The organism is Natrialba asiatica DSM 12278, assembly GCF_000337555.1.
GTDB classification, from domain to species: domain Archaea; phylum Halobacteriota; class Halobacteria; order Halobacteriales; family Natrialbaceae; genus Natrialba; species Natrialba asiatica.
The window spans coordinates 198,415-216,339 of sequence record NZ_AOIO01000040.1 but is presented as its reverse complement, the minus strand read 5'-3'; the positions used below and the strand labels follow the sequence as shown (position 1 = coordinate 216,339).

Annotated in this window: 19 protein-coding genes; 12 read left to right on the top strand and 7 right to left on the bottom strand. The window is 64.1% G+C overall.

From position 1 onward, the window contains the following. Positions 1-51 precede the first annotated feature (51 nt). The 5 genes from C481_RS18640 (at position 52) to C481_RS22325 (ending at position 5,138) form a co-directional block, all read left to right on the top strand. Positions 52-1,050: an ABC transporter permease gene (locus tag C481_RS18640; protein ID WP_006110885.1), complete on the top strand. Its 999-nt coding sequence runs from the start codon at positions 52-54 to the stop codon at positions 1,048-1,050. 63 nt (positions 1,051-1,113) lie between these two features. Next, positions 1,114-2,112, top strand: a complete 999-nt coding sequence (locus C481_RS18635) for an ABC transporter permease (RefSeq protein WP_006110884.1) — start codon at positions 1,114-1,116, stop codon at positions 2,110-2,112. 63 nt (positions 2,113-2,175) lie between these two features. Beyond that, positions 2,176-3,390, top strand: coding sequence for an ABC transporter ATP-binding protein (locus tag C481_RS18630; RefSeq protein WP_006110883.1), 1,215 nt, complete (start codon positions 2,176-2,178; stop codon positions 3,388-3,390). 31 nt (positions 3,391-3,421) lie between these two features. After that, positions 3,422-4,780: an ABC transporter ATP-binding protein gene (locus C481_RS18625; RefSeq protein WP_241434715.1), complete on the top strand. Its 1,359-nt coding sequence runs from the start codon at positions 3,422-3,424 to the stop codon at positions 4,778-4,780. A gap of 199 nt (positions 4,781-4,979) precedes the next feature. Beyond that, complete coding sequence (locus C481_RS22325) at positions 4,980-5,138, top strand: hypothetical protein (protein WP_006110881.1); 159 nt, start codon at positions 4,980-4,982, stop codon at positions 5,136-5,138. Between the two features lie 222 nt (positions 5,139-5,360). Here the strand turns inward: C481_RS22325 and C481_RS18620 are convergent, their stop codons facing one another. Both C481_RS18620 and C481_RS22320 read right to left on the bottom strand, forming a co-directional pair. Further along, a complete protein-coding gene (locus tag C481_RS18620; RefSeq protein ID WP_006110880.1) occupies positions 5,361-5,870 on the bottom strand; it encodes a hypothetical protein in 510 nt (169 codons plus the stop codon). A 137-nt stretch (positions 5,871-6,007) separates the two neighbouring features. Beyond that, entirely contained in the window at positions 6,008-6,169 is a 162-nt protein-coding gene (locus tag C481_RS22320) for a DUF7556 family protein (protein ID WP_006110879.1), read from the bottom strand. Positions 6,170-6,309: 140 nt separating this feature from the next. Between C481_RS22320 and C481_RS18615 the strand changes: the two genes are divergently transcribed. From C481_RS18615 to C481_RS18600, 4 genes are all read left to right on the top strand, one after another. Continuing rightward, a complete protein-coding gene (locus tag C481_RS18615; RefSeq protein WP_006110878.1) occupies positions 6,310-7,161 on the top strand; it encodes a CBS domain-containing protein in 852 nt (283 codons plus the stop codon). Next, positions 7,154-8,950, top strand: coding sequence for a glycine--tRNA ligase (gene glyS / locus C481_RS18610; RefSeq protein ID WP_006110877.1), 1,797 nt, complete (start codon positions 7,154-7,156; stop codon positions 8,948-8,950). Before C481_RS18615 ends, glyS begins: the two co-directional genes overlap by 8 nt. A 184-nt stretch (positions 8,951-9,134) precedes the next feature. Then, a complete protein-coding gene (locus tag C481_RS18605) occupies positions 9,135-9,368 on the top strand; it encodes a DUF2061 domain-containing protein (RefSeq protein WP_006110876.1) in 234 nt (77 codons plus the stop codon). A 102-nt stretch (positions 9,369-9,470) separates the two neighbouring features. Next, positions 9,471-10,067: a diacylglycerol/polyprenol kinase family protein gene (locus C481_RS18600; RefSeq protein WP_006110875.1), complete on the top strand. Its 597-nt coding sequence runs from the start codon at positions 9,471-9,473 to the stop codon at positions 10,065-10,067. Between the two features lie 66 nt (positions 10,068-10,133). Here the strand turns inward: C481_RS18600 and C481_RS23005 are convergent, their stop codons facing one another. Further along, complete coding sequence (locus tag C481_RS23005) at positions 10,134-10,268, bottom strand: hypothetical protein (RefSeq protein ID WP_006110874.1); 135 nt, start codon at positions 10,266-10,268, stop codon at positions 10,134-10,136. 176 nt (positions 10,269-10,444) lie between these two features. Between C481_RS23005 and C481_RS18595 the strand changes: the two genes are divergently transcribed. Then, on the top strand, positions 10,445-12,949 hold the full coding sequence (locus C481_RS18595; RefSeq protein WP_006110873.1) for a DEAD/DEAH box helicase: 2,505 nt from the start codon (positions 10,445-10,447) through the stop codon (positions 12,947-12,949). A gap of 46 nt (positions 12,950-12,995) precedes the next feature. Here C481_RS18595 and C481_RS18590 read toward each other — a convergent pair whose 3' ends face one another. From C481_RS18590 to C481_RS18575, 4 genes are all read right to left on the bottom strand, one after another. Further along, positions 12,996-13,874: a phosphatase PAP2 family protein gene (locus C481_RS18590; RefSeq protein WP_006110872.1), complete on the bottom strand. Its 879-nt coding sequence runs from the start codon at positions 13,872-13,874 to the stop codon at positions 12,996-12,998. Positions 13,875-14,053: 179 nt separating this feature from the next. Beyond that, positions 14,054-14,824 (bottom strand): Sjogren's syndrome/scleroderma autoantigen 1 family protein, encoded by a 771-nt coding sequence (locus tag C481_RS18585; RefSeq protein ID WP_049904779.1) that lies wholly within the window; start codon positions 14,822-14,824, stop codon positions 14,054-14,056. Between the two features lie 141 nt (positions 14,825-14,965). Further along, complete coding sequence (locus C481_RS18580; protein WP_006110870.1) at positions 14,966-15,403, bottom strand: GNAT family N-acetyltransferase; 438 nt, start codon at positions 15,401-15,403, stop codon at positions 14,966-14,968. Between the two features lie 133 nt (positions 15,404-15,536). Beyond that, entirely contained in the window at positions 15,537-15,995 is a 459-nt protein-coding gene (locus C481_RS18575; protein WP_006110869.1) for an SLOG cluster 4 domain-containing protein, read from the bottom strand. 90 nt (positions 15,996-16,085) lie between these two features. On the opposite strand from C481_RS18575, the gene mdh reads away from it, so the two are divergent. Together mdh and C481_RS18565 are read left to right on the top strand one after the other, a co-directional pair. Beyond that, positions 16,086-17,000 (top strand): malate dehydrogenase, encoded by a 915-nt coding sequence (gene mdh / locus C481_RS18570; protein ID WP_006110868.1) that lies wholly within the window; start codon positions 16,086-16,088, stop codon positions 16,998-17,000. 237 nt (positions 17,001-17,237) lie between these two features. Then, positions 17,238-17,912, top strand: coding sequence for an HAD family hydrolase (locus tag C481_RS18565; protein WP_006110867.1), 675 nt, complete (start codon positions 17,238-17,240; stop codon positions 17,910-17,912). Positions 17,913-17,925: the final 13 nt, after the last annotated feature.

Sequence of the window (17,925 nt, the reverse complement as noted above, 5' to 3'; positions counted from 1 at the left end):
CGGGTCGCGAGAGCAAGGCCGAACACTGAAACCTGAAACACGTCACGACAAATGGGACTCCTTCGCTATACGGCAGGTCGCGTGGTACAGGCGATTCCCGTGTTGATCGGGATCACCGTCATCACGTTTATCCTCGCAAATCTGGCCCCGGGTGATCCGGTGCGGCTCATGTTGCAGGGCCAGGAGGTTAATCAGGAGGTTATCGCGCGCATCGAACGCCAGTACGGCCTCCACAGGCCGCTGCACGAGCGGTATCTGACGTACATGGGCAACGTCCTGCAGGGCGATCTCGGCCACAGTATCCACCGGGATCGGCCCGTCACGGCACTGCTCGCCCAGCGGGCCGGACCGACGCTCATGCTGGTTCTGTCGGCGTACGCGTTCGCCCTCGCGACCGCGATTCCGCTCGGGATCATCGCGGCGACGCGGCGAAACGAGCCGACGGATCACGTCTCCCGGATCGTCGCACTGATCGGCGTGAGCACGCCCTCGTTCTGGATCGGCATCGTGCTGATCCTGATCTTCGCGATCCAACTCGGCTGGCTGCCCTCGAGCGGGTTGGTGTATCCGTGGCGCAGTCCCGACCAGTACGGCTACAGCGGCTATCCCGAATTGGCGTATCAGACGATACGACATCTGCTGTTGCCGATGATCGCACTCGGCACGCTTCAGATGGCGACGCTGATGCGCGTCGAGCGGACGCAGATGATCGAGTCGCTGCAGGGAGAGTACGTCAAACTCGCGCGAGCGTACGGGGTTCCGGAGCGAACGATCCTTCGGAAGCACGCCTTCCAGGTGGCTCAGCTCCCGATTATCACGATCATCGGGCTCAATCTCTCGACGGCGCTCGGCGGTGCCGTGCTCACGGAGTACGTCTTCAACATCAACGGCATTGGACGGCTGTTCCTGGAAGCGATCCAGAGCCTCGACTACCAACTGATCATGGGGATCACGATCGTGATCGGGACGATGTTCGTCGTCGGCGTCATCATCACGGACATCTCCTACGCGTACATCGATCCCCGCGTCACCTACGGAGAGCACGATTGAGATGGCGTGGAACGGCGGAGAGACTGACCGGAGATTCGACCACAACCAGGGAGGAACCTAAGCATGGCACTCGGCGAAGCACAGATGGACGAGAGCCGCGGGCCGTCCGAGGACGTTGAGGCCGAATACGGCTGGCGCTACACGTTCTCGAAGGTAATGGAGGATACGACTGCGCGGTGGGGGCTGTACGTCGTGGCGCTGGTCCTGCTCATCTCGACGTACACGTTCATCGACAGCAACCTCTCACAGCTCACGTTCGGAGCCGTCTCGGACTTTACGTTCGCGGAGACGCTCCCCATCTTCGACCATCCCGAGCGAATACCGCCGCCGGGCGAGGGCGAGGAGAACGTGCCGCCGGCGTTTCACGCCGACGGGTCGCTGAGCAATCCGCTCGGAACCGATCCGAGCGGCCGCGACTACTTCACCAGAATCGTCTACGGCGCACAGGTCTCCGTCAGCGTCGGCATCGTCTCGACGCTGATCGGCTTCGTCGGCGGGACGATCATCGGCGCAGTTTCGGGATTCTACGGCGGCCGCGTCGACGACGTGCTCATGCGGATGGTCGAAACGGTGTACGCGATCCCGCCGCTGATCCTCATCATCGTCTTCACGGTGTTCGTCAGCGGCGGCAGCCCGGACATCACCTACGCCATCCTCGGCGTCGGGATCACGTTCATCCCCGTCTTCGCCCGGATCATCCGCAGCGAGGTGTTGTCCGTCCGCGAGATGGACTACATCGAGGCCGCGAAGGCCTCCGGCGTCAAGAACCGCAACATCATCCGCAGGCACGTGATTCCGAACAGTTTCGCGCCCGTCCTCGTCTACGCGACGCTCCAGATCGGCGTCACGATCCTCATCGTCGCCGGCCTCTCCTTCCTCGGCTACGGGGCGCAACCGCCGACGCCCGACTGGGGCCAGATGCTCAACACCTCCCACGGCTACATGCACTCGAACGTCTGGCTCTCGATCTGGCCCGGCCTCGCGATCCTGGTGACGATTATGGGCTTCAACCTGTTCGGCGACGGCCTGCAAGACGCGCTCGATCCGCGAATCAACGACTGAGAGACAGACCATGACCGCTATCCAGACTCCACCCCCGACTCTCACACCGATCCCACACCACCGATGAGTTCACGTTCAGACCCACTCCTTCGCGTCGAGAACCTCAAGACGCAGTTCTTCACCGACGCCGGCACCGTCCGCGCCGTCGACGGCATCTCGTTCGAGGTCTACGAGGGTGAGATCGTCGGCCTCGTCGGCGAGAGCGGGGCCGGCAAGAGCGTCGCCTCGATGAGCCTCCTCCGACTCGTCGACTCCCCCGGCCAGATCGTCGACGGTGAGATCACGTACAAGGGCGAAACCATCTTCGGACTCGAGGAAGGCCCCGACGGCGACCTCCGCGAGCGCGAGGACATGCTGACGAACGAGGAGGTTCGCACCCGCATCCGGGGCAACGAGATCGCCGTCATCTTTCAGGATCCGATGGAGTCGCTCAACCCCGTCTTCACCGTCGGCAGCCAACTGCGCGAGTTCATCGAACTCAACCGCGACCTGTCGAGCGACGAGGCGCGGCGGGAGGCGGTCGACATGCTCCGTGAGGTCGGCATTCCCGATCCGGCGGAGCGCTACGAGGAGTACCCCCACCAGTTTTCCGGCGGCATGCGCCAGCGCGTGCTCATCGCCATGGCGCTTGCCTGCGAGCCGAACCTCATCATCGCGGACGAACCGACGACGGCGCTCGACGTGACGGTCGAGGGCCAGATCATCGACCTCGTCGACGACCTCCAGGCGAAGTACGGGACGAGTTTCATCTGGGTCACCCACGACATGGGCGTCGTCGCCGAAATCTGCGATCGGGTGAACGTGATGTACCTCGGCGAGATCGTCGAGCAAGCGCCGGTCGACGAACTGTTCTACGACACCAAACACCCCTACACCGAGGCGCTTCTGAACTCGATGCCCCGACCCGACCGAACCGTCGCTGAACTCGATCCGATCAGGGGAGTGATGCCGGAGGCGATCAACCCGCCCGCGGGCTGCCGATTCCACCCGCGCTGTCCGGACGCGCGGGAGGCGTGCAAGCGGATCCATCCCGAAAACAGGGAGGTCGCCCGGGCCGACGGGCAGCCGCATCGAGCGGCCTGCATCAAACACGACGTGTTCGGCGACGAGTACGAGGAAAGCGTCCCGCTCGAGGGGCGTGCACAGGAGACCGCTGCGAGTGCGACTGATGGCGGCGAAAGCGAAGAGAGTGGAGTCGAGAGTCGGAGTCAGAGTGGGAACGGGAGTGGGAGTACACGCAAAACCGACGGGCGACGCGGAGGTGACGACCGTGAGTAAGAGTTCACCCGACGGGCAACTCGGGTCCGAAATGACGGGCGAGACGGTCCCGTACGGCGAGGCGCTGATCGAGGTCGAGGGGCTGAAGAAGTACTTCTCGCAGAGCGGCGGGCTGTTGCCGGGAATTTCTCTCGACACGAACCAATTTCCGCCGATCAGCGTCGGCGAGGAACGGGTCCAAGCCGTCGACGACGTGAGTTTCGACATTCGACGCGGCGAAACGCTCGGGCTCGTCGGCGAGTCGGGCTGTGGCAAAAGTACGCTGGGGCGGACGATTCTGCGATTGCTCGAGCCGACCGCGGGGACGATTTCGTTCAAAGGCGAGGATCTGGCGACGCTCAGCGGGGAGGATCTGCGCACCAAACGCTCGGAAATTCAGATGATCTTTCAGGACCCGCAGGCCTCGCTCGATCCGCGACTGACGGTCGGTCAGATCATCGAGGAGCCGATGCGCGCCCACGGAATGCTCGACGACGAGGGCCGCGAGGCCCGGGCGAAGGACCTGCTGGAGAAAGCCGGGCTGGACCCGCACCACTACAACCGCTATCCCCACGCGTTCTCGGGCGGCCAGCGCCAGCGGGTCAACCTGGCCCGCGCGCTGTCGGTCAACCCGGACTTCATCGTCTGTGACGAACCAGTCTCCGCGCTCGACGTATCCATTCAGGCGCAGGTGCTGAACACCATGGAGCGGCTCCAAGACGAGTTCGGACTCACCTACCTCTTCATCGCCCACGACCTCTCGGTGATCCGCCACATTTCCGACCGCGTCGCCGTGATGTACCTCGGGAATATCGTCGAACTCGCCGAGAAAGAAGAACTCTTCGAGAACCCGCAGCACCCGTACACGAAGGCGTTACTCGACTCGATCCCGGTTCCCGATCCGCGGGAGACCGGCGCGCGCGGGGTGCTCGAGGGCGAGGTCCCGAGTCCGGTCGATCCGCCCTCCGGCTGTCGGTTCCGCACGCGGTGTCCGCGCCTGATCGCCCCTGAAGCCTACGATTGGGACGGCGAGGAGTGGAAGCGGACGCGGTCGTTCATGCGGGCGGTCAAACGACGGACGTTCGAACCGATGCCGGCCGCCGAGATTCGCGCGGAGTTCTTCGGCGGCGCGCTCCCGCAGGGCGAGCCGGGGCGGATCGTCGAGGAGGCGATAGAGTTCATCGCGACGGATCACGAAGCGGGGACACAGACGAGCGGGCAAGCGAAAGCAGTGACGGACGAAGCGGGCACCGAGCGTGACGGGCCGACCGTCGATTGGGAGCAAGCGACCGACCGCTTGCTCGAAGCGTTCGCCGAACGGAGCATCTGTGCACGGGAACGGCCGGCCTACGAAATCGAATCGGCACACGGAACGGGGACGCACTTTACGGCGTGTCATCTGCACCGGTGACCGCAGAATTACCATATTACAAATACAAATTTGATCTGTTGTTACTCAAATAGTAGTTAATACTCTTCATAGGTATTCGAGCGAGTAAACCGGTAGAATTGTAGTTTCATATTTGGCTACTAACGAGATATCGGCAACCAACCACACGATCTTTCATATCATAAATACTTATGTGGGCGGCGGCACTATTAACTCGTGTATGAGTAAGATCCTCGCTACAGTGGCTGCGTGCAACCGCACGGTCGCAAAGGCTCGACGAACGATCGAACACTCCCCCGAGTTCGGCAGCGACGACGACCTCGACGAGGACGGACGGCCGACGACGCGCATTCCGCCCGGCGGCTTCCTCACGGGATAAGCGACGTGACGGGCGAAGACGAACCGTTGGTATCGGGACGCAACACCGACACGCCACTCACGTACTGCCCTCCTGTCGCGTACGCGGCTTGCTTCCTCTCGGTCTATTTTCAGCCGTTCAAACCGGCGCACGGACCGTTCGACGATTCGCCTCTCTCATCCATCCCATCAATCTCGCTCATCTTGTTCACTTTGCCCATCTTGTCCGCTTCGCCCACCTCGCCTACCGAATCCGGATGCTCGCCGTATCACTGGGCTGATACCGGCCCTCGCGCGTCGCGACGAACACCCGGATCTCGTACTCACCCGGGTCCGGCACGACGAACTCGTGACGATCCGTGGTCCGTTCGAAGCGGCCGTTCCAGGTGACCGTGATCCGTTTTCGCTCACCGCCGTCGAATCGAAACACCGACGGCTGTGACCGCATGTATCGCCGCTCGTCGCTGGCCTCGAGTTCGCCGGCGACGGTCCAGCCCCAGCGACGCTGGTGCGGCGTCGGAACGGCGACGGCGACCGGCAGCCGGTTCCGAAACGTCACGGTGAACTCGACGGGGACGCCGCGGTCGTAGACATCGCGGTCGGCCGTAACCGTCACGGAGATCGCGCGGCGGGCGAGGCTGACGGGAACGAGCGCCGCGAGCAGCGAGGCAACAGTATAGCGCGCGTTGCGGTCCGCTCCGGCGTCGGTCCTTGCGGTATCAGGTCGCCGGTCTGTCCGCTGGCGGCCAGCCATCGACTACTGACACAACGGCGACGTACTAAACGCTACGTCTCGGTCACACGCTCGCAGAAAGCCGGCGCTCCGTTGGAAAAGAGCTGCAAGCGAACGTCCCACCTGACCGGCCCCCACCGGTACAGGTCGAATCCCCCCTATCGCCAGGCCGGAAGTGTCATTGCCTCCTCCGCTCGCATCGAAAGCCACGCGTCGTCCGCAGAGATGTCCGCAATGACGAACTCGTCGCTCGAATCGGTCGAATCGATCGAGCCGACGACCGTCTCGTCTGCCGTCGTGGTGTGGGGATTCAACACCATGGTAGAATATCTCACCCTCACACATATAAGGCCGTCGAATCGAACCCCTGAAACGGCGCGTGAGCGGGCCAACGGCTGGTCGTCGAGTGCAGGCACAGGAAACACTGGGTTTATACTCATTTTCGCCCTACAGTGGGGACATGAACGTAGCCGACGCGATGACGCCTCGTGAGGACGTAGTGACCGTCGACCTGCCAGGCACCCGTTCGGATGTCCTCGAGTACCTGCAAGAACAGTCGTTCTCGTCAGTTCCGGTCGTCAAACCGACCGACAACGGCCCGGAATACCGAGGGCTGGTCTCGCGGGATACGCTGATCGAACAGCCCGACGAGGACCAACTCGTCATGCTGATGGACGACGTGCCGACGACGACGCGCGAGACCACGCTGGAGGAGGTCGCCCGCGCGATGGTCGAAAAGAGCGCGCGCCGCGTCCCGGTCGTCGACGGCGAGTTCGAGGGCATCGTTACGGTGACGGACGTGATCCACGCCATCGCGGCCGGCGATCAGAAAACCGACGATACCGTCGGCACCTACGCCAGCGACAACGTCAACACGACCTACGAGGGCACGCCGCTGCCGGTCGCCGAACGCGAACTGTCCTACGCGAACGTCCCCTACACCGTCGCGCTAAACGACGACGGTCGGATGAGCGGCGTCCTCACCGAAGTCGACATCATCGAAGTCGCCCGCATCGTCGAGGGCGAAGAAGAGACGGGCAACAACTTCCCGGACCAGGACTCCGAATGGTCCTGGGAGGGCATCAAGGCCGTCGGCAGTCGCTACCTCCCGACGCGGGACATCGAGCTCCCCGCCGAACCGGTCCGCGAGTTCATGAGCGACGACGTGGTGACGGTCGCGACGGAGAAGTCGATCCAGGACGCCGCCCAGCAGATGATCAGCAACGACATCGAACAGATCCCGATGGTGTCGGGCGAACAACTCGTCGGCATCGTCTGCGACGTCGACCTTCTGGAGGCCCTGTATGAGTGAGCAACAGACTGAACCAGCGGAGACGGACGTCTCGATCGGCGAGAAACTCGTCGAACTCGCAAAGCGCCGGGGCTACTTCTTCCAGTCCTCGGGCGCCTACGGCGGCGTCGGCGGCTTCTACACGTTCGGCCCGCAGGGCGCGGCCCTGAAGGGCAACGTCGAGGACGCCTGGCGCGACCGCTTCGCCGTCGCCGAGGGCAACATGGAGATCGACGCCCCGACGATCATGCCCGAACCGGTCTTCGAGGCGTCGGGCCACCTCGACGGCTTCGACGACATGCTCGTCGAGTGTCCCGACTGCGGCGAGAGCCACCGCGCGGACCACGTCGTCGAGGACAACACCGAGTACGAGGACGCCGAGAGCCTCCCCATCCCCGAGGTCGAGGAGGTCATCGCCGAGTACGAACTCGTCTGCCCGAACTGCGGCGCCGGCCTCGCGGGCCAGGCCGTCGAGACGTTCAACCTCATGTTCGGGACGAACATCGGCCCCGGCGACTCCCAACCCGGCTACCTGCGCCCCGAAACCGCCCAGGGTATCTTCGTCGAGTTCCCGCGGCTCAAAGAGTACGCACGCAATCAACTGCCGTTCGGCGTCAGCCAGATCGGTCGGGCCTACCGCAACGAGATCAGCCCCCGCCGATCCATCATCCGCACCCGCGAGTTCACCCAGGCCGAACTCGAGTTCTTCATCGACCCCGAAACCGACGAGCCCGACCTCTCGGCGGTCGCCGATGTCGAGGTGCGCCTCTATCCGGCCAGCGAGCAGAACGCCGAGGACGGCGAGGAGATTCGAACGACCATCGGCGACGCCGTCGCGGAGGGAATCCTCGCGAGTCCGTGGGTCGCGTACTTCCTCGGTGTCGCAAAGCGGTGGTACGACGCCGTCGGCGTCGACATGGACCGCTTCCGGTTCCGCCAGCACCTCTCGGGCGAGCGCGCCCACTACGCGAGCGACTGCTGGGACGCCGAGGGCGAACTCGACGGCAACTGGATCGAACTCGCCGGCTTCTCCGACCGCGGCGACTACGACCTCTCGAAACACGCCGCCCACTCGGAGGACCGCTTTACCGTCTTCCGGCAGTACGACGAACCCAAGACCGTCGAGCGCGCGACCGTCGACCCCGACATGAGCTACCTGGGGCCGGAGTTCGGCGGCGACGCCCAGGCCGTCGTCTCCGAACTCGAGACCCTCGCGGGACGCGACCGATCCGCGTTCGAGGGCGACAGCGTCACGATCGACCTCGACGGCGAGAGCCACGAACTCCCGACCGAAAAAACCGGCTTCGCGGTCGAAGAACAGACCGAGGCCGGCGAGCACATCATCCCGCACGTCATCGAACCCTCCTTCGGCGTCGACCGCCTCGTCTACACCGTCCTCCACCACGCCTACCGCGAGGACGAAGTCGACGGCGAGGACCGCACCTACCTCGAACTCGATCCCGAGGTCGCACCCACCGTCGTCGGCGTCTTCCCGCTGCAGAACGACGACGAACTCGAGGCGACCGCGAACGACATCGTCGCCGACCTCCGCGACGCCGGCCTGTCGGTAACCTACGACGACTCGGGCAACATCGGCCGGCGCTACCGCCGCCAGGACGAGGTCGGCACGCCCTTCTGCGTCACCGTCGACTACGAAACCCTCGAGAACGAGGCGACGACCGTCACCGTCCGCGAACGGGACACGACCGCTCAGAAACGGCTCCCCGTCTCGGACCTGCCCGAACTCATGGCCGACCTGCGCGCCGGCGAACTCGCGTTCGCAGACCTCGACGGCGAGAACGAGAGCTAACGAATCCGTCTGAACTCGCTGTGAGACGGCCGCGTTCGCGCTGCATTCTTCGCGTCCATCACAGTCAAAGCGAGCCGTACGGATGCCGGTCGATCCAAATCGTACCCGAAACCAATACCAGTTACAATCAAGCAAATATGTATCCGATCGTCGTTACTTATTGGGTGGCCGACGAACCGGGCGTATGCACTGGAACGTCCTCTCCCGGCCCGCAATACAGGCCCAGAAACGGGCGCTCGTCAAGACGCTCTGTTATCGGTTGGTCATGCTTCTGATCACCGTCACCGTTGCCTGGGCGGTCGTCGGCGATGTCGGTGCGGCACTGAATATCGGACTCGTAACGAACCTCGTGAAAACCGGCACGTATTATATCTACGAGCGAACGTGGGCCCATATTAGCTGGGGCGTGACGACCTGAGAGCAGCGAACCGGCGGACAGCGGGCGACCCACGTGTCAAAGAACCACCTGCAGCAGACGTAACCGACGCACTGAAGGTCACCACCTTCGAGGAGTGACGTGATGGCCGACGAATTGAAGCGACGGCTCGTCCACGCCAGCGGCTCCGGATTGGTCGCCCTCTATCTGCTCGCGAACGCGTTCGACCTCGGCCTCTCCTGGACGCGCTTTCGCATCCTGATGGTGGTCCTCGCCCTCGGTACGATCTTCCTCGAGTTCACGCGATTGCATCTCGAACTCGAGTGGTGGGTCTACCAGCGCCTCTACGAGACGTTGACTCGCGAGTACGAGCAAGAACAGTTCGCCGGATACGGGTATTACATGCTCAGCATGACGGTCGTCGTCTGTCTCTTTCAGTCGGCGATCGCCCTGCCGGCGATGTTGATGCTCTCGCTCGGCGACCCGGTCAGCGGAACCGTTTCGGACGACACGCTAAAGCGGGTCAAGGGTCCGAAGGTGCTGGGGACGATGTTCATCGTCAGCGCGATTATCGCGACGCCGTTTCTCTACGAGACGCCGCTCGCCGTGGTCGCGGCGGCGCTCGGCGCGGCGCTCGCGGACGGCGTGACGGTACAAGTCGGTGACTACATCGTCGACGACAATCTGACGATTCCGATCTACGCCGGTGTGCTCGCGTGGCTGGTCGTCACGTTCGTTTGACGTTTGAGTACCGGCTCTCCGTGGGAACGGCTGCAGCACGCTGTTTTCGGCACCGCTCTGGTGTACTTATACCGCGACGCCGAGTTCGGCGAGTTCAGTTTCGGAGTACGCCGCGCGCAGTTCTTCGAGGCTGTGCTCGTCGCGGACGGCCGCCCGTTCCTCGGCGGTCAGGTCGTCGACGGATGCGAAGCAGTGACACATTGCGGGGGATACTACGGTGCGCCGGGACAAAAAGGGTGGCGGCGTTCGACCTCAAGCCGTGTACGGACGCTATCGTTCGGCGGGATAGTCTCCTGAGAACGATCGATTCAGGTGATGCGTTTACTTCCACCGCGCTTTCTCAATCCTTAACCGCAACCGCATCGAATCGGCCGCCAATGGCAGCACAGGACGAGGAGCCGCCGTCGATCGAGCACCCCTTGCTCGAACCGAATTTTCTCGAGCGCCGCCTCTACCAGTTGAAACTCGCCGGAACGGCCGCGAACGACCACACGCTCGTCTGCCTTCCGACCGGGCTGGGAAAGACCACCGTGAGCCTGCTCGTGACGGCGCGCCGGCTCGAGGAGGTCGGCGGCACCGCACTGATGCTCGCACCGACGAAACCCCTCGTCCAGCAACACGCCGAGTTCTACCGCGAGGCGCTCCAGATTCCCGACACCGACGAGCAAAGCTCGTCGAGCGATCAGAACGCAGAGCGTTCTGAAAACGAGGAGATCGTCGTCTTCACGGGCGACGTGAGCCCGGACGACCGCGCCGAACTGTGGACGGACGCCACGGTCGTGATGGCCACCCCGCAGGTGATCGAGAACGACCTCGTCGGGGGACGCATCTCGCTTTCCGACGTGACCCACCTGACGTTCGACGAGTGCCACCGCGCGACCGGCGACTACGCCTACAACTACATCGCCGAGCGCTATCACGAAGACGCCCGCGACCCGCTCGTCACCGGCATGTCGGCCTCACCCGGCGGCGACGAGGAGGCCATCCTCGAGGTCTGTGAGAACCTCGGGCTCCAGGAGGTCGAGGTGATGACCGAGGAGGACGCCGACGTCGACGAGTTCACCCACGACACCGAGGTCGAGTGGGAACGGATCGACTTGCCCGATGACGTACTCGAGATTCGGGACGCCCTAAACGAGGTGATCAAAGACCGCCTCGAGAAGCTGAAAGAGTTGGGGGTTGCGAAGTCGACCCAGCCGGATCAGTCCCAGAAGGACCTGAACAAGATGCGCGCCGAGTTGCAGCAGTTGATCAACAACGACCAGTCGGAGGGGTTCGAGGGGATGTCGATCCACGCGGAGGTGATGAAGCTCCGTCAGGCCGTTACGCTCGTCGAAACCCAGAGCGTCGAGGCGCTGCGGCGGTACTTCGACCGCCAGCGCAACCAGGCCCGCTCGTCGGGGGCGTCGAAGGCCAGCCAGCGGATGGTCTCGGACCCGCGCGTCCGCGAGGCCATGCGGAAGGCCGAGAGTTTCAGCGAGTTACACCCCAAATACCGGAGGACCCGGATGCTCCTCGCGGAAACGCTCGGGATCGAGGACGGCGAGCGCGTGATCGTGTTCACCGAATCGCGCGACACGGCCGAGGCGCTGACGGAGTTTCTCGCAGGGAGCTGTGACGCAAAGCGCTTCGTCGGCCAGGGCGACCGCGAGGGCTCTGACGGGATGACTCAGAAACAACAACAGGAAGTCTTAGACGAGTTCCGCGCGGGCGAGTTCGAAGTGCTCGTCTCGACGTCGGTCGCCGAGGAGGGCTTGGACGTCCCCGAGGTCGACCTCGTCCTCTTTTACGAACCCGTTCCCACGGCGATTCGCTCGATCCAGCGCAAGGGCCGGACGGGTCGCCAGTCCGAGGGCCGCGTCGTCGTGCTCATGGCCGAAGACACCCGCGACGAGGCCTACTTCTGGATCTCCCGCCGGCGCGAGAAGGAAATGGAGTCGGAACTGCGCGAGCTAAAGGGAATAGCCGACGACATCGAGAACGAACTCGACGAATCCCAGCAGTCGCTCGCGGATTTCGGCGGCGGTGACGGGAGCCGCGCGACGACCGATGACGGCGGAGCGAAAGTGAACGTTAGCGGCGGGAAACCCGGTGCAGGCGGCGATGGTTCCAGTGGAAGCGAGGGGGGTTCGGAACGGCCCGGTCTCCGGGAGTTCGAACCTGACGAAGACGGCGACGGTGAAGACGCCACACCGGCGGTCGAAACCCACGAACCCACGGCTGAGGGCGATACCGTCGAAATCGTCGCCGACCAGCGCGAGATGGACGCCAACATCGCCCGCGAACTCTCGCGCCGTGAGGAAATCGCGGTTCGACTCGAAACCCTCGACGTGGGCGACTACGTCTGCTCGGATCGCGTCGTCGTCGAACGGAAGTCAGTCGCCGACTTCGTCGATTCGCTCGTCGGGGGCGACCGGTCGGTCTTCGAGCAGGTGGGCGCGATGGCTCGCCACTACTCCCGTCCCATCGTGGTCGTCGAGGGCGACGGGTTGTACGATCAGCGCGACATTCACCCGAACGCCGTTCGGGGAGCACTCTCGAGTCTCGCCGTGGACTTCGGTGCGAGCGTGCTTCGCACCGAAGGCGAGGACGAGACGACCGAACTGCTCGCGGTGATTGCGAGCCGGGAGCAAGACCTCACGGACCGCGAGGTATCGGTTCACGGCGAGAAACAGTCCAAGACGCTCGGCGAGCAACAGGAGTACGTCGTCGCCTCGATCGCCGAAATCGGCCCGGTTACGGCCCGGTCGCTGCTCGACGAGTTCGGCACCGTCGAGGCCGTGATGATCGCCAGCGAAGAAGAGTTACAGGCGGCCGACGGCGTCGGGACGGTGACGGCCGAGCGGATTCGGGAGGTTATCGGCAGCGAGTACAGCGGCTGATAGCCCGTCGACGAATGCCGTTCGATAAGTTGCGGGTCGAGAGCGGTCAGTCACTCACGTCGGACGTGACTCCGTCCTCGTCATCGGGATCGGGAACGGGGTCCTGTTCTCGGCCCCGACCGCGCTCGGCATCGCCTTCCGCGCGGTCGACGAATCGTTCGGCCGCGTAGATGCTTCCGACGCCGAGTGCGACACCGGCTACGACATCGAGCAGCCAGTGAATGCCGAGATACATCGTCGAGAAAACGACACCGGCGGTCACGAACGCCGCAATCGGGAACCACCGCGGATACTCTCGGCGCGATCGCCAGGCGAACGCGAGGACGACGACCGCCAGCGACGTGTGCAGCGACGGGAACACGTCGGTGTTCGCCGAAACGGCCCCCGTGAGATCCTGCGTGGACGGGTAGAAGTTGTACATCAGGCCGTCGACCGTCGACAGGTGATTCCGCGGCCCGTACGCGATGAACAGCGTATAACAGATCGCGCCGAGGAAGTAGTTGAGGAGGTACGAGATGAGGAGTTCCTTCAGGTGTCGCTGGGACGGTAACAGGAAATAGAGGATCGGTGCCGTCACGACGAGAAACGGGAATCCGAACATGTACATCACCGAGAAAAACTCCAGGGTGGCCCCGGGGACGGCGTGCTGAAGATCCGCGACGAACTCGCCTTCGACGGCGTAGAGTTCAGCAGTGATGTCCCAGTCGAGCGCGTGGGATAGTTCGACGCTGTACCCGTGGGTCGCCCGTTTGGTGAGAAAGAACAGTGCTGCGGCGCCGAGGTACGGGGCGACGGTACGGAGTCGGGGTCCGAACTCACTGGCCGTCCGACGAAGCTGTCGGGGTTCGAGACAAAGCAAGCACGTTATCGACAGCCCAGTGAGAACGGTGAGACCGGTCAAAACCACCATCGAGATAAGCGCCATGCGTCGTCCCTATCATATGCATCGATTCAGTTAAAGATACTTTCGAATAAGTGTGCGTGGATATATCGGAAGAATACAAGCGACCGATCCGTTCGCCAGTACGGTTATGATGTCCGAGAAATCTCCCGCTGGACCACCGACGAGAGAAGCAGATACCCTTCGCGGAAACCGGACTGCGATCAGCGGAGCGTCGACAACGTCTCGCTCGCCTCGCGGGCCGCTTCCAGGCACGCCTTCGCATAGCGCGGATCGTCCGTCGCCGCAGCCTCCCCCGCGAACTTCTCGAGTGCCTGCCGAAGCGATTCCCTGGCCGCCTCGAGTTCGCTGTCACCGTCGGTCGAGCGACGGGGTGTGCCGGTGCCGGTGCCGGCGGGCGCGTCGGACCCAGCAGCGTCAACGCGTGAACTCGGGTTCCGCTCCGACGGCGGTGACGGACGCGATCGAGGCGTCGTAGCGGGTTGCCGTGGCTGTGTCGGCTCGACGGTCTCGTCGGTCGGCTCGTCGGTTGGCTCGGCGCGGCCGGGGGAGTCAGCGCCTCGATCGGGCTCCAGTTGCTCCCGGGGACGTTCGGAACCGTGCGTTCGCGTCCGGTCCAGTCGAGCGCCGTCATCGGCGTCGGGCTCGCCAGCAGCGTCCCGCCCACTCGATTCGCCGTTCCGGTCGGCCGCCGATTCCTCGGCGGTAGCGTTCCCGGTTGCCGTGTCGTCAGCCGGTTCGGCTTCGAGTTCGGTTCCCTGGACGGCGTCCGGGTTGCCGTGACAGCTGGGGCAGAACGTGGTGCCGTCCTGCTGGAAGAGCGGATCGCCGCAGGTGCCACAGTGGGAGTTCGTCATCGTCGCTCCTTTGAGCAGCAGATCGCTCATGCGTTGGGTGGCTTCCCGTTCGGCCTCGTCGCGTTCGTACTTCTCGCGAAGTTTCTCGCGCTCGGCTTCCTTGTCGAAGTCGCTCATATCCACCATAACGCGGTCAAGAGTCGAAAAAGCTGCGAACGAGGATGGCCAGCGGACCGGCAGGCCAGCGGACCAGCGAACCGGCAGGCCGGCGGGCCAGCGCGTGTACTGAACACGTGCCGAGCGGGGATACGCGATCGGTTACTCGGTGCGGCGATACATGGCTTTCGAGTGCGGGCGCGTCTCCTCGAAGCCGAACGCTTCGTAGAATCCGTCGACGTCGGCGACCAGATTGACGTACGCTCGCGGCGGTGCCTGCGCCTCGAGATACGCGTCGAGCCGGCGCATAATGCGCGTGCCGAGACCCTGGCCCTGGTGATCTGGATGGACGGCTATATCCGTGATCTGGTAGACGGTGCCACCGTCGCCGACGATCCGTCCCATGCCCACCGGATCGCCGGTCGGCTCGCGGACGACGGTGACGCCGAAGACGGAGTTCGGGAGACCTCGTTCGATACCCTCTCGCGACCGGGAGGGTAAGCCGGCAGCCTCGCGCAGCGCGACGAACGTCTCGGGATCGGGTACCGCCTCGCGGATCGAATAGGCGTCCGCGTTGGCCTCCGAGTTCGGGTCGGACATAGCACACTGCACACAGCGGGCGATCAAATCGGTATCGGTTGCCCGCTGCTCGCCGGTTATCGGTTACCAATCACCGGTCGCCGATCGCCGGGCGTTGATCGACGAGCATCATCCGCGACTCGACGCCGATCGCCTACGACTCGCCGTCGACCGCCGCTTCCACGGCATCGACCGCAGCCGCGGGCGTCTCGACCGTCTCGATCCCGACTCCCGCAACGTCGTGCGTATCGAGGCCCACGATCGGCCGGTCGTAAATGCCCGCAAAACCGATTTCCGACAGCGTACCGACGCCGCCCGACAGCGCGACGACCGCATCGCCGTTCAGCGGCACCAACGCGTTTCGCGCGTGGCCGATCCCGGTCGCGATCGCCACGTCGACGAACTCGTTGGCCAGACTCCGGTCAGCCCCCGGCAGAATCCCGATGGTCGTCGCTCCCTCCGCAGCGGCCCCGCGACAGACCGCCTCCATCGTTCCGCCGCGGCCCCCACAGACGACCGTGTGCCCTCTGGCACCGAGTTCGCGGCCGACCGCCGCCGCGGTTTCGACCTCGCCATCCGTGATCGTGCCGCCGCCGATGACGCTCACGCGCATGTGTAAACTGCCCACCACTGGGAGACTGGCGGCTATAGAAGCACCGGTTTCGACGGATTTAACGTGTATACAAGCGCACCACGAGATGGTATGACGAAAGTTAGCGTGATCGGTGCGGCCGGCACCGTCGGGGCCGCTGCAGGGTACAACATCGCGCTCCGGGACATCGCGGACGAACTCGTGTTCGTCGACATCCCGGACAAGGAAGACGACACGGTCGGCCAGGCCGCCGACGCGAACCACGGCATCGCCTACGACTCGAACACGACGATTCGGCAGGGCGACTACGCCGACACCGAGGGATCGGACGTCGTCGTCATCACGGCCGGCATCCCGCGCCAGCCCGGCCAGACCCGGATCGACCTCGCGGGCGACAACGCGCCGATCATGGAGGACATCGGCTCCTCCGTGGCGGAGTACAACGACGACTTCATCACCGTCACTACGTCGAACCCCGTCGACCTGCTGAACCGCCACCTCTACGAGACGGGCGAGCGCGCCCGAGAGAAGGTGATCGGCTTCGGCGGCCGCCTCGACTCCGCCCGATTTCGCTACGTGATCTCAAAGCGTTACGACGCCCCCGTCCAGAACGTCGAGGCGACCATCCTCGGCGAGCACGGCGATGCGCAGGTCCCCGTCTTCTCGAAGGTCCGCGTCGACGGCCAGGACCACGAGTTCAGCGACGACGAAAAGGACGAACTCTTGGAAGAACTCCAGACCTCGGCGATGAACGTCATCGAGAAGAAGGGCGCGACGGAGTGGGGGCCGGCGACCGGCGTCGGCCACATGGTCGAGGCGATCCTCCGCGATACGGGCGAAGTGCTTCCGGCGAGCGTGAAACTCGAGGGCGAGTTCGGCCACGAGGAGACGGCCTTCGGCGTGCCCGCGAAGCTGGGATCGAACGGCGTCGAGGAGATCGTCGAGTGGGAGCTGACCGAGTTCGAGCGCAATGAACTCGGCGAGGCGGCGGAGAAGCTCTCGGAGCAGTACGACAAGATCGCCTGAATCGGAGACGCGACGCCGATTCGAACGCGGATGCGGGGATGGGTTCGGACGGAGATCTGGACCTGGACCCAGACACGGGCCCAGATACAGACGTCGACACGGACCCAGACCCAAACCCAGACCTAGAATCCGTTCGGATTCCAACCACCTCACGCCTGTTTTCGTCGAGTTCGCCTCCAGTCTGGCGTACGGAGCGCAACCGAAAGGATCAACGCGGATTCCGACCAGTAAGGTCGTATGGCACCACCGGAACCCACATACGACGCCGTTCTCTTCGACAACGACGGCGTCCTCGTCGAACCCCCGTCTGCCGATACCCAATCCGAGGCGGCGCGGGCCGCGTTTCGAGCGGCCGGCGTCGACGATCCCAGCCGGCAGCACGTCGACGCCATCGTCAGCGGCGTCACGCCCGCCGTGTTGGACGAGATTTGCACCGCGTACGATCTCGACGCCGAGACGTTCTGGGAGGCACGCGAGCGCCACGACGAAGAGTCCCAGCTCGACGCGTTCAGAGACGGCACGCGAGGGTGCTACGACGATATCACCGCGATTGCCGACCTCCCGGTTGACTGCGGCGTCGTGAGCAACAACCACCACAGCACGGTCGAGTTCATCCTGACGTTTTTCGAACTCGAGGCGCTCTTCGAGACCCACTACGGGCGCGAGATGACGGTCGAGAGCCTGCGGTTGAAAAAGCCGAACACGCACTATCTCGAGCGGGCGCTGGCCGATCTGGGGGCGGAGTCGGCGCTCTACGTCGGCGACAGCGAAAGCGATATCGTCGCGGCCGAGCGGGCCGGACTCGACTCGGTGTTCGTTCGCCGAGCACACTGTCGAGACGTTGCGTTCGAAACATCCCCAACCTACGAAGTAGAGGATCTGCATGATGTGGTGGCACGGATCTGTAGCTGAGGCGATCGACTCG